At 65.1% G+C, this 14,943-nt stretch carries 16 protein-coding genes and 1 tRNA gene; 12 read left to right on the forward strand and 5 right to left on the reverse strand.

What is annotated here, in order from left to right; translation table 11 throughout:
• Nucleotides 1-2: 2 nt before the first annotated feature.
• The 3 genes from I6F09_RS29550 to I6F09_RS29560 form a co-directional block, all read right to left on the reverse strand.
• Nucleotides 3-239: a GIY-YIG nuclease family protein gene (locus I6F09_RS29550; RefSeq protein ID WP_225189654.1), complete on the reverse strand. Its 237-nt coding sequence runs from the start codon at nucleotides 237-239 to the stop codon at nucleotides 3-5.
• A gap of 159 nt (nucleotides 240-398) precedes the next feature.
• Nucleotides 399-474, reverse strand: a tRNA-Ala gene (locus tag I6F09_RS29555).
• A 97-nt stretch (nucleotides 475-571) separates the two neighbouring features.
• The gene (locus tag I6F09_RS29560; RefSeq protein ID WP_225189655.1) at nucleotides 572-979 is read right to left on the reverse strand and encodes a TIGR02300 family protein; all 408 of its coding nucleotides are present in this window, start codon (nucleotides 977-979) and stop codon (nucleotides 572-574) included.
• A 158-nt stretch (nucleotides 980-1,137) separates the two neighbouring features.
• Between I6F09_RS29560 and aroA the strand changes: the two genes are divergently transcribed.
• The 12 genes from aroA to I6F09_RS29620 all read left to right on the forward strand — a co-directional run bounded on the left by aroA (nucleotide 1,138) and on the right by I6F09_RS29620 (nucleotide 13,352).
• Nucleotides 1,138-2,475: a 3-phosphoshikimate 1-carboxyvinyltransferase gene (gene aroA / locus I6F09_RS29565; protein WP_225113811.1), complete on the forward strand. Its 1,338-nt coding sequence runs from the start codon at nucleotides 1,138-1,140 to the stop codon at nucleotides 2,473-2,475.
• Nucleotides 2,472-3,110: a (d)CMP kinase gene (cmk, locus tag I6F09_RS29570; RefSeq protein ID WP_036024437.1), complete on the forward strand. Its 639-nt coding sequence runs from the start codon at nucleotides 2,472-2,474 to the stop codon at nucleotides 3,108-3,110. Before aroA ends, cmk begins: the two co-directional genes overlap by 4 nt.
• A gap of 266 nt (nucleotides 3,111-3,376) precedes the next feature.
• Entirely contained in the window at nucleotides 3,377-5,083 is a 1,707-nt protein-coding gene (rpsA, locus tag I6F09_RS29575) for a 30S ribosomal protein S1 (RefSeq protein ID WP_036009120.1), read from the forward strand.
• A gap of 267 nt (nucleotides 5,084-5,350) precedes the next feature.
• Complete coding sequence (gene sppA, locus I6F09_RS29580) at nucleotides 5,351-6,331, forward strand: signal peptide peptidase SppA (RefSeq protein ID WP_036024439.1); 981 nt, start codon at nucleotides 5,351-5,353, stop codon at nucleotides 6,329-6,331.
• A 172-nt stretch (nucleotides 6,332-6,503) separates the two neighbouring features.
• The gene (locus I6F09_RS29585; RefSeq protein ID WP_025032949.1) at nucleotides 6,504-6,809 is read left to right on the forward strand and encodes an integration host factor subunit beta; all 306 of its coding nucleotides are present in this window, start codon (nucleotides 6,504-6,506) and stop codon (nucleotides 6,807-6,809) included.
• An 81-nt stretch (nucleotides 6,810-6,890) separates the two neighbouring features.
• Nucleotides 6,891-7,283: a lipopolysaccharide assembly protein LapA domain-containing protein gene (locus tag I6F09_RS29590; RefSeq protein ID WP_036009133.1), complete on the forward strand. Its 393-nt coding sequence runs from the start codon at nucleotides 6,891-6,893 to the stop codon at nucleotides 7,281-7,283.
• A gap of 67 nt (nucleotides 7,284-7,350) precedes the next feature.
• A complete protein-coding gene (locus tag I6F09_RS29595; RefSeq protein WP_225189656.1) occupies nucleotides 7,351-8,010 on the forward strand; it encodes a phosphoribosylanthranilate isomerase in 660 nt (219 codons plus the stop codon).
• Nucleotides 8,007-9,221 carry a tryptophan synthase subunit beta gene (gene trpB / locus I6F09_RS29600; RefSeq protein ID WP_057027852.1) on the forward strand — a complete coding sequence of 405 codons (1,215 nt, stop codon included), beginning with the start codon at nucleotides 8,007-8,009 and terminating at the stop codon, nucleotides 9,219-9,221. The genes I6F09_RS29595 and trpB overlap by 4 nt, the downstream gene beginning before the upstream one ends.
• Entirely contained in the window at nucleotides 9,218-10,054 is an 837-nt protein-coding gene (gene trpA / locus I6F09_RS29605) for a tryptophan synthase subunit alpha (protein ID WP_225189657.1), read from the forward strand. The genes trpB and trpA overlap by 4 nt, the downstream gene beginning before the upstream one ends.
• Before the next feature lie 171 nt (nucleotides 10,055-10,225).
• Nucleotides 10,226-11,167 (forward strand): acetyl-CoA carboxylase, carboxyltransferase subunit beta, encoded by a 942-nt coding sequence (gene accD, locus I6F09_RS29610; protein ID WP_036009106.1) that lies wholly within the window; start codon nucleotides 10,226-10,228, stop codon nucleotides 11,165-11,167.
• A complete protein-coding gene (locus I6F09_RS29615) occupies nucleotides 11,164-12,507 on the forward strand; it encodes a folylpolyglutamate synthase/dihydrofolate synthase family protein (protein ID WP_225189658.1) in 1,344 nt (447 codons plus the stop codon). Before accD ends, I6F09_RS29615 begins: the two co-directional genes overlap by 4 nt.
• Before the next feature lie 104 nt (nucleotides 12,508-12,611).
• Nucleotides 12,612-13,352: a metallophosphoesterase family protein gene (locus I6F09_RS29620; protein ID WP_225189659.1), complete on the forward strand. Its 741-nt coding sequence runs from the start codon at nucleotides 12,612-12,614 to the stop codon at nucleotides 13,350-13,352.
• A 99-nt stretch (nucleotides 13,353-13,451) separates the two neighbouring features.
• Here I6F09_RS29620 and I6F09_RS29625 read toward each other — a convergent pair whose 3' ends face one another.
• Nucleotides 13,452-14,459 carry an ATP-dependent DNA ligase gene (locus I6F09_RS29625; protein ID WP_225189692.1) on the reverse strand — a complete coding sequence of 336 codons (1,008 nt, stop codon included), beginning with the start codon at nucleotides 14,457-14,459 and terminating at the stop codon, nucleotides 13,452-13,454.
• Nucleotides 14,460-14,615: 156 nt separating this feature from the next.
• Nucleotides 14,616-14,936, reverse strand: a complete 321-nt coding sequence (trxA, locus tag I6F09_RS29630; protein ID WP_008540017.1) for a thioredoxin — start codon at nucleotides 14,934-14,936, stop codon at nucleotides 14,616-14,618.
• Between the last annotated feature and the right edge of the window lie 7 nt (nucleotides 14,937-14,943).

Consider the following 14,943-nt stretch of genomic DNA (forward strand, 5'->3'; position numbering starts at 1 on the left):
GGCTAAAGCCGCTTCTTGGCGAAGGAGCCGCCTGATGCTGACTTCAAGTACTTTTCGAATGCGACGGCCTGCTTCTCGTCGCTGAATGCGACGTAAGTCTTGAGCCGCCAAGGTCCGTATTTCGAAGTGTGGGGCACCTCGCCAGCATTGTGCTTTGCCAGTCGGGCGCGGAGGTCGTCAGTGATCCCGACATAGAAGAGGAGAGAATCAAGGCTCTCAAGGATGTAGACGTACTTCACGGGCACACTCCTCGGTAGGCGAGGAGAGCTTACACCCGCTCCTTGTTTTGCTGAAGCCCGGCTTCGCCCTTCGGGCTTCGCCGCGGCAGCCTTCGCTAGCTTCGCCACGAGGGAGCGGAGCTGGCTTGCCGAGCCGTAGCTGGCGAAGCCAGCGAAGGCTGGTGGAGCCAGGCGGGATCGAACCGCCGACCTCTTGCATGCCATGCAAGCGCTCTCCCAGCTGAGCTATGGCCCCTTAGTCCAAATGGGAGGATCCTGGGGGACCCGTCCCGGCCGGCGAGCGCTCTAGGCGACTCGCGCGGTGCACCCTTTTTCACAGATCAGGGCTGATCTCAAGTCTCTTCATCACCGCCGACATCACCAATGATGTCGGTCACGTCCTCATCGCCCTCTTCCTCGTCGGCAATGAAGGTCGAATCGTCGTCATCATCGTCGTCGAGGGTCTCGTCGACCTCGATATCGTCCTCCGATTCGGGCACGACCGCCTTGACCTTGCCGGTGTTCTCCTCGGCATCGGCCTCCTCGAGCGAGACCAACTCCTCGGTCTCCGCCGGCTCCGGCGCGTTGTCCTGGGCCATGTTGCGGGCCTCGGCCGCACGGGGGCCGCGGACAGGAGCGACCGGGGCGATCGGCACCACTTCGCCGGTATAGGGCGAGATCACCGGATTCTTGTTGAGGTCATAGAACTTCTTGCCCGTGGTCGGGCAAATACGTTTGGTTCCGAGTTCGGACTTGGCCACGGCAGGAATCCTGGGAATGTCTGAAAAGCGGTGCTTCACTTGGCTAGTTGGCGGCCCGCTGTCAATAGCGCATTACGGGAGAACGACATGCCCGTGACGGGGCGCGGACCATGTGGTACCTGCGCGCCAGCCCACCGGGCCTATTCAAGGACACAATCTTGACCCATTCCGACCAACCGAGGCCGCTCCAGTCTCGCGCCAGCGGTCCCCTGACCGGGAAAGTACGGGTGCCCGGCGACAAGTCGATCTCCCACCGCGCCCTCATCCTGGGCGCGCTCGCGGTCGGCGAAACCAGGATTTCGGGCCTGCTCGAGGGCGAGGACGTCCTCAACACCGCCAAATCGATGCAGGCGCTGGGCGCCAGCGTCGAGCGCACCGGCGATTTCGCCTGGACCGTCAACGGCGTCGGGGTCGGAGGCTTCGCCCAGCCCAAGGCAGCACTGGATTTCGGCAATTCCGGCACCGGCTGCCGGCTGGTCATGGGCGCCGTCGCCGGCTGCCCGATTTCGGCGGTGTTCGACGGCGACGCCTCGCTGCGCAGCCGTCCGATGCGCCGGATCCTCGATCCCCTGGAAAAGATGGGTGCCAGAGTCACCGCCGGCGGCGAGGGCGGGCGCCTGCCGCTGACCCTCCAGGGCGCGCGCGACCCCCTGCCGATCGTCTACAAGACCCCGGTCGCCTCGGCCCAGATCAAATCGGCCGTGCTGCTGGCGGGCCTCGCCGCTCCCGGCACCACCACGGTCATCGAGACCGAGGCCAGCCGCGACCACACCGAGCTGATGCTGAAGCATTTCGGCGCCGACATCACCTCGGTCCAGGAAGGCCGGCACGGCCGCCGCATCACGCTGGTGGGCCAGCCCGAGCTGCATGGCGCCAATGTCGTGGTGCCCGCCGATCCCTCTTCGGCTGCCTTCCCGATCGTCGCGGCGCTGATCGTGGAGGGCTCCGATGTCGTGCTGTCCGACGTCATGACCAATCCGCTGCGCACTGGGCTGTTCACCACGCTGCGCGAAATGGGCGCCTCCATCGAGGAGAGCGAAGTGCGCGGCGATGCCGGCGAGCCGATGGCGCGCTTGCGCGTGCGGGCGTCGAAGCTGCGCGGCGTCGAGGTGCCGCCCGAGCGCGCGCCGTCGATGATCGACGAATATCTGGTGCTGGCGGTGGCGGCGTCGTTCGCCGAAGGCACCACGATCATGCGCGGCCTGCAGGAGCTGCGCGTCAAGGAATCCGACCGGCTTGAAGCCACCGCCGCCATGCTGCGCGTCAACGGCGTCAAGGTCGAGGTCTCCGGCGACGATCTGATCGTAAGGGGTCGCGGCCACGTCCCGGGCGGCGGCACTGTCGCCACCCATATGGACCATCGCATCGCGATGTCCGCGCTGGTGATGGGCTGCGCCTCCGATCAGCCTGTTACGGTCGACGACACCGCCTTCATCGCCACCAGCTTTCCGGATTTCATTCCGATGATGCGTTCGCTAGGGGCCGAGTTTTCATGATCATCGCCATCGACGGGCCCGCGGCTTCGGGCAAGGGGACGCTCGGCAAGCGTCTCGCCCACCATTACGGCTATCGTCATCTCGATACCGGCGTGATCTATCGCGCGGTCGCCTACGCCTTGATGCAGTCGGGGCACGATCTCAACGATGAGGCGGCCGCGGTGCAGGCCGCGTTGGAGCTCGATCCCGAAAAGTTCGGTAATCCTGCGCTGAAGACCCAGAAGGCCGGCGAGGGGGCCTCGATCGTCTCGGCAATCCCTCGGGTTCGCGAGGTCCTGGTCAATTTCCAGCGCCAGTTCGCCGCCGATCCGCCCGGCGCCGTGCTCGACGGCCGCGATATTGGAACCGTGATCTGCCCCCATGCCGACGTGAAGATCTTCGTGGTCGCCGACCCCAAGGTCCGCGCCCGGCGCCGCACCATGGAGGCCAAAGCGCGGGGCGAGGAGGCGGACGAGGCGGCCGTACTCGCCGACATCCTCCAGCGTGACGAACGTGACAAGAATCGGCCGATTGCGCCTCTGAAACCGGCCCCGGATGCTTACTTGCTAGATAACTCCCAACTGGATATAGAAGGCGGCGTCCGGGCCGCCATCGACATTATCGAGGCTGTCCGAGCGGGCCGGTCGCGGGGTTAAGCCGCCGCCGTCATTGGAGGAAGTGCCCGCTCCCGCTCTTTGAGGTCGATACGCTTCGTCCCGGTTTTGGGACCGGCGCGATCCAGGTTCCGGACAAAGCTTTCAACGTATCGAACGCGCGGGCCTCAGCCGGCCCGCTTCCGCTGTTCTGGTCGCTAGATCGGGGCAACGAGCGGTCGCTCGAAGGTCTTGCGGACCTTCCGACACTGCGCGCGCGATGCGCCCATGAACCCAACGGCCGGCAGACATCCGCAACTGGAGAACAAATGGCTTCGACTTCTGCTGATACCTATAGCCCGTCGCGCGACGATTTCGCCGCGATGCTCGACGAGTCCTTCGCAGGTGGCAACCTGCAGGAAAGCTCCGTCGTCAAGGGCAAGGTGGTTGCAATTGAAAAGGACATGGCCGTCATCGACGTCGGCCTGAAGACCGAGGGCCGCGTCGCGCTGCGCGAATTTTCCGGCCCCGGCCGTGAGAGCGACCTCAAGGTCGGCGACGAGGTGGAAGTGTTCCTCGATCGCATTGAAAACGCCCTCGGCGAAGCCGTGCTGTCGCGCGACAAGGCGCGCCGCGAAGAGAGCTGGGGCAAGCTGGAGAAGGCGTTTCAGAACAACGAGAAGGTCAACGGCGTCATCTTCAACCAGGTCAAGGGCGGCTTCACCGTCGACCTCGACGGTGCCGTGGCCTTCCTGCCGCGCTCGCAGGTCGACATCCGTCCGATCCGCGACGTTGCGCCGCTGATGAACAACTCGCAGCCGTTCCAGATCCTGAAGATGGACCGCCGCCGCGGCAACATCGTCGTGTCCCGCCGCACGGTGTTGGAAGAGACCCGCGCCGAGCAGCGCCAGGAGCTGGTGCAGAACCTCGAAGAGGGTCAGGTCATCGACGGCGTGGTCAAGAACATCACCGATTACGGTGCGTTCGTCGACCTCGGCGGCATCGACGGCCTCCTGCACGTCACCGACATCGCGTGGCGCCGCGTCAACCACCCGACCGAGGTGCTCTCGATCGGCCAGACCGTGAAGGTCAAGATCATCAAGATCAACCACGAGACGCATCGCATCTCGCTGGGCATGAAGCAGCTGCTGGACGATCCGTGGCAGGGCATCGAAGCCAAGTACCCGCTGGGTGCCCGCTTCACCGGCCGCGTCACCAACATCACCGACTACGGTGCGTTCGTCGAGCTCGAGCCGGGCATCGAAGGCCTGATCCATGTCTCCGAGATGTCGTGGACCAAGAAGAATATGCACCCTGGCAAGATCGTGTCGACCTCGCAGGAAGTCGACGTGCAGGTGCTGGAAGTGGATTCCGTCAAGCGCCGCATCTCGCTCGGCCTCAAGCAGACCATGCGCAACCCCTGGGAGGTCTTCGTCGAGAAGCACCCGACCGGTTCGGTGGTCGAGGGCGAGGTCAAGAACAAGACCGAGTTCGGTCTGTTCCTGGGCCTCGAGGGCGACGTCGACGGCATGGTCCACCTCTCCGATCTCGACTGGAAGCTTCCGGGCGAGCAGGTGATCGACAACTACAAGAAGGGCGACATGGTGAAGGCCGTGGTGCTCGATGTGGACGTCGAGAAGGAGCGCATCTCGCTCGGCATCAAGCAGCTCGAAGGCGATCCCTTCGCCGAGCCGGGCGATGTCAAGAAGGGTGCGGTCGTGACCTGCGAAGTGCTCGAAGTGAAGGAAAGCGGTATCGAGGTTAAGATCGCCGGTACCGACTTCACCACCTTCATCAAGCGCTCCGAGCTCGCCCGTGACCGCAACGACCAGCGCGCCGAACGCTTCGCCGTCGGCGAGAAGGTCGATGCCCGCGTCATCCAGTTCGACAAGAAGGCCCGCAAGGTCCAGGTGTCGATCAAGGCGCTCGAAGTCGCCGAAGAGAAGGAAGCCATCGCGCAGTACGGCTCCTCGGATTCGGGTGCGACGCTGGGCGACATCCTCGGCACCGCGCTGAAGAACCGCGACAGCAAGTAAGCGAAACGTCCGTTTTGCGACATCAAGGCCTCGGCGCAAGCCGGGGCTTTTTTGTTACGCTTGTCTTTCTGTAGCCCGGATGGAGCGCAGCGAAATCCGGGGCGGCTCCAGTGTGGCAGGAATCCCGGATTACGCTGCGCTCTATCCGGGCTACGTCGCCGCAGGCCTTGTTTTCTTCAAATTGCGCCGCAATTGATGTATCGAGATAGGCCAATGGTCACGCCGTGACGGCACAACGCGCCTGATCTTTCATTTGGAGATATTCCGATGTCGCTCGATTCGGACATCATCGTCGATCGCCGCAGGATCCGCCGCAAGCTGACGTTCTGGCGGGTGATGGCGGCGCTGATCGCGATCGCGGCGATTGCAAGCTTCGCGCTGATTGCGACGCCCGGTGCACGCGGCACCCTCGCATCCGCCGGCTCGATCGCGCGCGTCCAGATCGAGGGATTGATCCGCAGCGATTCCGACCGCACGCAGGCGCTGGAGCGGCTCGAGAATTCGCAGGCCGCCGCCGTCATCGTTCACATCAACTCGCCCGGCGGCACCACCGCAGGCTCCGAGCAGCTCTATGACTCGCTGGTCCGTCTCAAGGCGAAAAAGCCGCTGGTGGTGGTGGTGGAGGGGCTGGCCGCCTCCGGGGGCTACATCACCGCGATTGCGAGCGACCACATCGTCGCCCAGCAAAGCTCCCTGGTCGGCTCCATCGGCGTGCTGTTCCAGTACCCCAACCTCTCCGAGCTCATGAAGACGATCGGCGTCAAGGTCGAGGAGGTGAAGTCCTCGCCGCTGAAGGCGGCGCCCAACGGTTTTGAGCCGACCAGTCCCGAGGCGCGCGCCGCGCTCGATGCGCTGGTGAAGGATTCCTATGCCTGGTTCAAGGGGATGGTGAAGGAGCGGCGTGGCATGGATGACACGCAGCTCGAAAAAGTCGCCGACGGCCGCGTCTTCACCGGGCGCCAGGCGATCGATCTCAAGCTGATCGACCAGATCGGCGACGAGAAGACGGCCGTGACCTGGCTGGTCGAGCAGAAGGGCGTCAAGAAGGGGCTACCGGTGCGCGACTACAAGCTCCAGCCGCGCTTCGGCGACCTGCCGTTCCTGAAGACGGCGGCCGCATTGACGCTGGAAGCGCTCGGTTTGGGCTCGATCGCGCACCAGATCGGGCAAACCGGCGTCGCGCAGGCGGTGGATCGGCTCGGAATGGATGGAATGCTGGCCTTGTGGCAGCCGGCTGCGTCCAACTGACCGTCGGCAGGCGAGTTTCAGAGCTTTTTCGCGTCTGACGCGTGCTGGCGCAGCCTGCTTTTTCGGCATTTGTCACGCATTTTCACGACGCCCATCCTTGATTTAGCGTCTTGACAGATCACGGTATTTTCACGGAAATGGTCATCCGCACGCTCCCGGGTCCTATCTCTCGATGATCAAATCCGAACTTGTTCAGCGTATCGCCGAGCACAACCCGCATCTGTACCAGCGGGATGTCGAGAACATTGTGAATGCGATTCTCGAAGAGATCGTAGCGGCGCTTGCACGCGGTGACCGCGTCGAGCTGCGCGGCTTCGGTGCCTTCTCGGTCAAGCATCGCCCTGCGCGCGCAGGGCGCAATCCACGCACCGGCGCCCATGTGCCCGTCGATCAGAAGAGCGTTCCGTTCTTCAAGACCGGCAAGGAAATGCGCGAGCGGCTGAACCGCGACCATCCGGATCCCGGCGGCGTAGACTAGAGCGCGATGTGAGCGCGCTTTGGGTTTTTCGCGGTCGCACAGGATGCGGACGCAAGCTTGATTTAAGGCGAGCGAAGCCAGATGCGAAAGTTCCTGACCGCGCTGATCGTACTTCCGCTGGGCCTGATCCTGGTGGCGTTCGCCGTCGCCAACAGGCATTTCGTCACGGTCTCCTTCGACCCCTTCATTGCCGACGACCCCTCGCTGTCGATCACCCTGCCGCTGTTCCTGTTGCTGATCCTGGCGGCGGCCCTGGGCGTTGTCGCGGGCGGCTCCGCCGTCTGGCTCGGCCAGCGGCGCTGGCGGCGCGCGGCGCGCCGGAATGACGCGGAGGCCCGGGCCGTCAGGGCCGAACTGGCCGATCTGCGGGCCCAGGCGACGGCAGCGAAGGCGGAGTCCCAGCGCCTTCCCGTTCCCTCCGGGATGGGCCTGTACGGGCCCGTCGGGCGAGACAAGCAGCGCGCGACGTTGTAGAAGCGGCCCCGACCGAAAAGCCCCGTTTTCCGGCCGCGGACCCGCGGCCTCTACCCGCTTTGAGACCATGTCCCTGCTCGTCAAGATCTGCGGCCTGTCCACGCCCGAGACGCTCGAAACGGCGCTCGAGGCGGGCGCCGACATGGTCGGGTTCGTGTTCTTTCCGCCGTCGCCCCGGCACCTGTCCCTGGAACTCGGCCGTGACCTCGGCCGTCAGGTCAAGCGGCGCGCGCTCAAGGTGGCGCTCACGGTCGATGCCGATGACGCAACGCTCGACAACATCATGGACGCGCTGTCGCCGGACATCTTCCAGCTCCACGGCGGGGAGAGCGTGGCGCGGCTGCGCGACCTCAAGCAACGCTTCGGCCGCCCGGTGATGAAGGCGGTCCCGGTCGCGACAGCGGCCGATCTCGCGGTGCTGCCCGGCTACGCCGCGGTCGCCGATCGCATCCTGTTCGATGCGCGCGCGCCGAAGGACGCGACGCGGCCCGGCGGCCTCGGGGAGCCCTTCGACTGGCACCTGCTCGAAAAGCTCGATCTGAAACTGCCCTATATGGTTTCGGGGGGGCTGCACGCCGAGAATCTCGCCGAGGCCCTTCGTGTCACCCGCGCCAGCGGCGTCGACGTGTCCTCCGGTGTCGAGAGCGCTCCCGGCGTGAAAGACCCAGAGATGATCAAGGCCTTCATCCGCGCCGCGCGCGCCACCCAAGAGTTAAGCGTCCGATGAACATTGCCAAGCCAAACTCCTACCGCAGCGGCCCCGACGATCGCGGCCATTTCGGCATTTTCGGCGGACGCTTCGTCGCCGAAACCTTGATGCCGCTGATCCTCGACCTGGAGAAGGCCTACACGGCAGCCAAGGCCGATCCGGCGTTTCAGGCCGAGATGAACGGCTATCTCAAGAACTATGTCGGCCGGCCCTCGCCGCTCTATTTCGCCGAGCGCCTGACCGAGCATCTCCGCGGCGCCAAGATCTACCTCAAGCGTGAAGAGCTCAACCACACCGGCTCGCACAAGGTGAACAACGTGCTCGGCCAGATCATGCTGGCACGGCGCATGGGCAAGAAGCGCATCATCGCCGAGACCGGCGCGGGCCAGCACGGCGTTGCCACCGCGACGCTGTGCGCGCGCTTTGGCCTCGAATGCGTGGTCTATATGGGCGCCGTCGACGTCGAGCGGCAGCAGCCCAACGTCATCCGCATGGAGATGCTGGGCGCCAAGGTGATGCCGGTGCAGTCGGGCACGCGCACGCTGAAGGACGCCATGAACGAGGCGCTACGCGACTGGGTCACCAACGTGCATAACACCTTCTATTGCATCGGCACGGTGGCCGGTCCGCATCCCTATCCGACCTTGGTGCGCGATTTCCAGTCGGTCATCGGCGACGAGACCAAGGCGCAGATGCAGGAGATCGAGGGGCGCCTGCCGGATTCGCTGGTGGCCTGCATCGGCGGCGGCTCCAACGCGATGGGCCTGTTCCATCCGTTCCTCGATGATTCCTCCGTGGAGATCTTCGGCGTCGAAGCCGCCGGCCATGGCCTGACGCAGCTGCATGCGGCCTCGATCGCGGGCGGCCGCCCCGGCGTGCTTCACGGCAACCGCACCTATCTCTTGATGGATGCCGACGGCCAGATCCAGGACGCGCATTCGATCTCGGCCGGTCTCGATTATCCCGGCATCGGCCCCGAGCATTCCTGGCTGCACGAGGTCGGCCGCGTCAATTATCTCTCCGCAACCGATGACGAGGCGCTCGCCGCGTTCCAGCTGCTGTCAAAGCTCGAAGGCATCATCCCCGCGCTCGAGCCCGCGCATGCCATCGCCAAGGTGATGGAGCTCGCGCCGAAGCGGCCGAGGGACCACCTGATGGTCGTCAACCTCTCCGGCCGCGGCGACAAGGACGTCCCGCAGGTCGGCGACATCCTGAGGGGCAAGAAGTGACCACGCGTATCGATACCCGTTTTGCCGAGCTCAAAAGCCAAGGCCGCGCGGCCTTTGTCACCTATGTGATGGCCGGCGATCCCGATCCCGCGACCTCGCTCGAGATCGTCAAGGCGCTGCCGAAGTCCGGCGCCGACGTCATCGAACTCGGCATTCCCTTCACCGATCCGATGGCGGATGGTCCTTCGATCCAGGCTGCAGGCCTGCGTGCGCTCAAGATAGGCATGACCTTGAAGAAGACGCTGGAGCTGGTGCGCGACTTCCGCAAGGACGACAATGTCACGCCGCTGGTGCTGATGGGCTATTACAATCCGATCTACATCTACGGCGTCGACAAGTTCTTGGCTGATGCCAAGACGGCCGGCGTCGACGGCCTGATCATCGTCGATTTGCCGCCGGAGGAAGACGACGAGCTCTGCATTCCTGCGCTGAAGGCGGGGCTCAACTTCATTCGCCTGGCGACGCCGACCACTGACGACAAGCGCCTGCCTGCGGTGCTCGCGAACACATCAGGCTTTGTCTATTACGTCTCGATCGCCGGCATCACCGGTGCAGCGGCGGCGGACGCCAATGCCGTCGGCGAAGCTGTCGCGTGCATCAAGCGGCATACCAGGCTGCCGATCTGTGTCGGTTTCGGCATCCGCACGCCGGAGGCGGCGCGCGCCATTGCCGAGAAGGCCGATGGGTCGGTGGTCGGCACCGCGCTGGTGGACGCCCTCAAGAACAGCCTCGATGCCGAGGGACGGGCGACCGCCAAGACCGTTAACGCCGTCGCCGAATTGACGGCCGCTCTGGCCCAGGGCGTCAAGGGCGCGCAGCAGGCGGCGGAATAGGCCATAATTCCGCTGTAGCTCTTTAGTTTGGGCATGATCTGGTCGGAAAACCGCTTCACACTTTTCCGGATCATGCTCTAACGCGGGCGACACGGCGGCTTGCCGGGCAGATGTCCGGCCGCCATATATCCTTCAGGCGATTCCCGGCGGGATCGCACATCGGAGCAAACCATGAACTGGCTTACCAACGTGGTCCGGCCGAAGATCCGCAACATGCTGCGGCGGGAGACGCCGGAGAACCTGTGGATCAAGTGCCCGGATTCCGGACAGCTCGTGTTCTACAAGGACGTCGAGGCCAACCAGTTCGTCATTCCCGGCTCGAACTATCACATGCGCATGGGCGCGGTCGCGCGGCTCAAGTCGATCTTCGACAACGAGACCTGGTTCGACGTGGCGCTGCCCGAGGTCACCCCTGACCCGCTCAAGTTCCGCGACGAGAAGAAATATGTCGACCGCGTCAAGGATGCGCGGGCGCGGACCAATCTGAACGATGCGGTCAAGGTCGGCTACGGCAAGCTCGAAGGCTCCGCGGTCGTCGTCGCCGTGCAGGATTTCGACTTCATGGGCGGCTCGCTCGGCATGGCCGCGGGCGAGGCCATCGTGCGCGGGATGGAGCTCGCGGTCGAGAAGAAGTCGCCGTTCATCGTGTTCGCCGCGAGCGGCGGCGCACGCATGCAGGAAGGCATTTTGTCCCTGATGCAGATGCCGCGCACCACCGTTGCGGTGCAGATGCTGCGCGAGGCAAAGCTGCCCTACATCGTCGTGCTGACCAATCCGACCACCGGCGGCGTCACCGCGTCGTATGCGATGCTCGGCGACGTGCAGATCGCCGAGCCCGGCGCGCTGATCGGCTTCGCCGGCGCGCGCGTGATCGAGCAAACCATCCGCGAGAAGCTGCCTGAAGGCTTTCAGCGCGCCGAGTACCTCAAGGAGCACGGCATGGTCGACATGGTCGTGCATCGCCACGAACTGCGGCCGACGCTGGCGCGGCTCTGCCGCCTCTTGACCAAGGCGCCGGCGCAGGAGGGTGCATCGAAGTCCGTGCAGCCGGTCGCCAGCCCGGCGCAGATCGTATCGGCCGCCGAAACGGCGCCGGCTGCGCCGCACGCGTGAACGCCTCCCCTGACAGTGCAAAGACACCGCTCGATGAAGTGATCGGGCGGCTGTCGGCCCTGCATCAGAAGCGCATCGATCTCGGGCTGGAGCGGATGCACCGCCTGCTCGAGCGGCTCGGCCACCCCGAGCGCAAGCTGCCGCCGGTGATCCACATTGCCGGTACCAACGGCAAGGGCTCGACGCTTGCTTACCTGCGCGCGACGCTGGAGGCTTCAGGTCTGCGCGTCCACGCCTATACGTCCCCTTATCTCGTCCGCATCAACGAATGTTTCCGGCTCGGCCGCCTCAGTGGCGGTGTGCTCGTCGGCGACGACGAGCTGCGCGCGGCGTTGGAAGAGGTCGAGCGCGTCAATGCCGGCGAGGCCGCGACATTGTTCGAGCTGAAGACGGCGGCCGCTTTCCTGCTGTTCGCGCAGAACCCGGCCGACATCGTGCTGCTCGAAGTCGGCCTCGGCGGCCGGCTGGATTCGACCAATGTGGTCGATCAGCCGGCGGCCTCTGTGATCACGCCCGTCAGCATGGATCACATGGATTTCCTCGGCGATACGTTGGCGTCGATTGCCGGCGAGAAGGCCGCGATCATCAAGCGCGGCGTGCCCGTGATTTGCGCCGAGCAGATGCCGGAGGCGATGGCCGTGATCGAAGCGCAGGCGAGGCGCATGCGTGCGCCGCTGTTCGCCGCAAACGAGAGCTGGCACCTCAATGTCGAGCGCGGGCGTCTGGTCTATTCCGACGACCGCGGCTTGATGGATCTGCCGGCGCCGCGTCTGTTCGGGCGCCACCAGTTCGCCAATGCCGGGCTCGCGATCGCGACGTTGCGCGCGCTGCCGACCATCAAGGTCAATCACGCCGCGTTCGAGGCCGGCATCGTCGGTGCCGACTGGCCGGCGCGGATGCAGCGCCTCACCTCGGGCGAGTTGCTGTCCTGGGGTCCGCAGGGCTCGGAGATCTGGCTCGACGGCGGCCACAATGCCGAGGGCGGGCGCGTTGCGGCGGCCGCGCTCGGCGACCTCGAGGAGCGGGTGTCGCGGCCGCTGGTGATCATCGCCGGCATGATGGCCAACAAGGATGCGCACGCCTTCCTCGCCAATTTCGCCGGCCTCACCCGCCACATCATCGCAGTGCCGATTCCCGACACGGAGAATGCGATGCCGGTCGACCGTCTCGCCGATGCCGCGCGCAGCCTCGGCATGCGCGTCGAGCCTGCCCCCGGCGTCGAGGCCGCCCTGCGCGCGCTGGCGCAGCTCGCCTACGAGCTGCCGCCGCGGATCCTGATCACCGGCTCGCTGTATCTCGCCGGCCACGTGCTGGCGATCAACGGCACGCCGCCTGCATAGAGGTTGCCGTAGCCCGGATGGAGCGAAGCGCAATCCGGGATCGTGCCACAAGCAAGGAAGGTCCCGGATTACGCTGCGCTCCATCCGGGCTACAGGAAATGCCAATGCGCTTCGCCGCGATTGCCGATGTCCACGGAAACTATCTCGCGCTGGAGGCCGTGCTCGCCGACATCCGCGCGCTCGGTATTGCCGACATCGTCAATCTCGGCGACATGCTGAGTGGCCCGCTCGATGCGCGCCGCACCATTGAGATCCTGATGCCGCTCGACGCCGTGCACGTCCTCGGCAATCACGACCGCTATTTGCTCGACCGTCCGCCGGAGAAGATGGGGTCGTGGGATCGTCCCGCCTATGCAGCCCTCGATGCCGGGCAACTCGACTGGCTGCGCGCACAGCCGATGACCCGGGTGTTCCGTGACCAGGTGTTTCTCTGCCACGCGACGCCAGACAATGACGAGGTGTACTGGCTCGACAGCGTGCATCCCGACGGCACGGTGGCGCTGTCCGCGCTCGACCACATCGAGCCACTCGCCCAAGGCATCACGCAATCGCTGATCCTGTGCGCCCACACCCATCTCGCCCGCGCGGTGCGCCTGCGTGATGGCCGGCTGATCGTCAATCCCGGCAGCGTCGGCAGCCCTGGCTTTCGCGACAAGCATCCGTACCCGCATGTCGTCGAGGCCGGCACGCCGCACGCGCGCTATGCGATCCTCGAACGCGTCGATGCTGCCTGGCAGGTGACGTTCCGCCACGTCGCCTACGATCACGAGGCCATGGCCGCGCTGGCGCGCCGCAATGGTCAGCCGGAGCTTGCGAACGCGCTGGCGACGGGGTGGATCAAGTAGGTGTTGCTGCGTAGCCCGGAGGGAGCGGAGCGCAATCCGGGGCCATCGTTGCTTGGGGCATGATTCCCGGATTACGCTCCGCTCCATCCGGGCTACGGGCTACTTCAACAGCTTCATCGGATCGGCCGCCTTCTGTTTCAGCTGCTCGAATGTGCATTGCCGCGGCGCCTTGTCCGGGCGCCAACGCAGGATCGAGGTGCCGTGGCGAAAACGCTCGCCGCTGAAATGGTCGTAGCAGACCTCGATCACCAGCTTCGGCTTGAGCGGACACCACTTTGCGGAGCGCTCGGTCGACCAGCGGCTCGGCCCGCCTGGCGCGTTGCCGGTGAAGCCGGGCTCGCCGATCAGTGCTTCGAGCCGATCGGTCAGATCAGGCTTCGCCTCCGCCTTGATCGCCGAGGTGAAGCCGACGTGATGCAGCAGGCCATCATCGTCGTAGAGCCCGAGCAGCAGCGAGCCGACGACGTTTCGGCCGGCGATCTTGTTGGTGGCGTAGCGGAAGCCGCCGACCACGCAATCGGCGCTGCGGAATTTCTTGATCTTCTGCATACCGTCGCGATTGCCCGCCTGGTAGGGCAGATCGATCCGCTTGGCGATGACGCCGTCCGAGCCGCCGCCGGATTGCGCGAGCCACTTTTTGGCTGTGGCGTAGCTCGTCGTCGTCGGCGAAAGACGGAAGAGGCTGCCCTTGAGGTTGGCTTTCGCGAAGGCTTCCAGCGCCGGCCGCCGTTCGCGCAGCGTCTTCTCAGCCAGGCCCTTCTGTCCGGATGTCGCGAGCAGATCGAAGACGAGGTAGAGCGCCGGTGTCTCCACCGAGAGCTTCTTCACGCGGCTTGCCGCCGGATGAATGCGTTGCAGCAGCGCGTCGAAGGAAAAGCTCTTGCCGTGCGGCACGACGATTTCGCCGTCGAGCGTGAAACGGTCGGCCTTCAGCTCCAAGGCAGCAGTGACGACTTCCGGGAAGTAGCGCGCGAGGTCTTCGCCGGATTTGGAGCGCAGGTCGACGTTGCTGCCGTTGCGCGCCAACAGGCAGCGGAAGCCGTCCCACTTGGGTTCATATTGCCATTCACCGCCGCGCGGGATCGCGTCGACCGAGCGCGCCTCCATTGCGGCGAGAGCGGTGGGCTTGCGGTCGCGCTTTCGGGGAGGAGCAGGCAAGGGCGGGACTCGTCATACGCTGAACACGTCCCATCAACGCCAAACGGCCGGCTTTCGCCGGCCGTTGTCGAAAATAATCTTGCGCCAATAATCCTGGCCAGTTGATCAGACCGCGGAGGTGATCCACTGCTGCAGCTTCGCCTTCGGCGCGGCGCCGACCTGGCGCGAGGCCATCTCGCCGCCCTTGAAGATCATCAGGGTCGGGATCGACATCACGCCGTACTTCGAGGCGGTCTTCGGGCTCTCGTCGACATTGAGCTTCACGATCTTGACCTTGTCGCCCATCGCGCCGGCGATCTCGTCGAGCGCGGGTGCGATCATGCGGCAGGGGCCGCACCATTCGGCCCAGAAATCGACGACCACGGGGCCGTTCGCCTTGAGCACTTCGGCTTCGAAATCGGCGTCGGAAACCTTGCTAACGGCCATTGGGAGT

Source organism: Bradyrhizobium sp. IC3195, from assembly GCF_020193585.1.
GTDB lineage: Bacteria > Pseudomonadota > Alphaproteobacteria > Rhizobiales > Xanthobacteraceae > Bradyrhizobium > Bradyrhizobium yuanmingense.

Excerpts from the sequence above, each read along its gene's own strand:
- I6F09_RS29620 (WP_225189659.1), top strand. The coding sequence starts at position 12,612 with ATGCGCTTCGCCGCGATTGCCGATGTCCACGGAAACTATCTCGCGCTG.
- I6F09_RS29590 (WP_036009133.1), top strand. The coding sequence starts at position 6,891 with ATGCGAAAGTTCCTGACCGCGCTGATCGTACTTCCGCTGGGCCTGATC.
- rpsA (WP_036009120.1), top strand. The coding sequence starts at position 3,377 with ATGGCTTCGACTTCTGCTGATACCTATAGCCCGTCGCGCGACGATTTC.
- I6F09_RS29595 (WP_225189656.1), top strand. The coding sequence starts at position 7,351 with ATGTCCCTGCTCGTCAAGATCTGCGGCCTGTCCACGCCCGAGACGCTC.
- I6F09_RS29585 (WP_025032949.1), top strand. The coding sequence starts at position 6,504 with ATGATCAAATCCGAACTTGTTCAGCGTATCGCCGAGCACAACCCGCAT.
- trxA (WP_008540017.1), bottom strand. The coding sequence starts at position 14,936 with ATGGCCGTTAGCAAGGTTTCCGACGCCGATTTCGAAGCCGAAGTGCTC.
- trpB (WP_057027852.1), top strand. The coding sequence starts at position 8,007 with ATGAACATTGCCAAGCCAAACTCCTACCGCAGCGGCCCCGACGATCGC.
- sppA (WP_036024439.1), top strand. The coding sequence starts at position 5,351 with ATGTCGCTCGATTCGGACATCATCGTCGATCGCCGCAGGATCCGCCGC.
- accD (WP_036009106.1), top strand. The coding sequence starts at position 10,226 with ATGAACTGGCTTACCAACGTGGTCCGGCCGAAGATCCGCAACATGCTG.
- cmk (WP_036024437.1), top strand. The coding sequence starts at position 2,472 with ATGATCATCGCCATCGACGGGCCCGCGGCTTCGGGCAAGGGGACGCTC.
- I6F09_RS29625 (WP_225189692.1), bottom strand. The coding sequence starts at position 14,459 with ATGGAGGCGCGCTCGGTCGACGCGATCCCGCGCGGCGGTGAATGGCAA.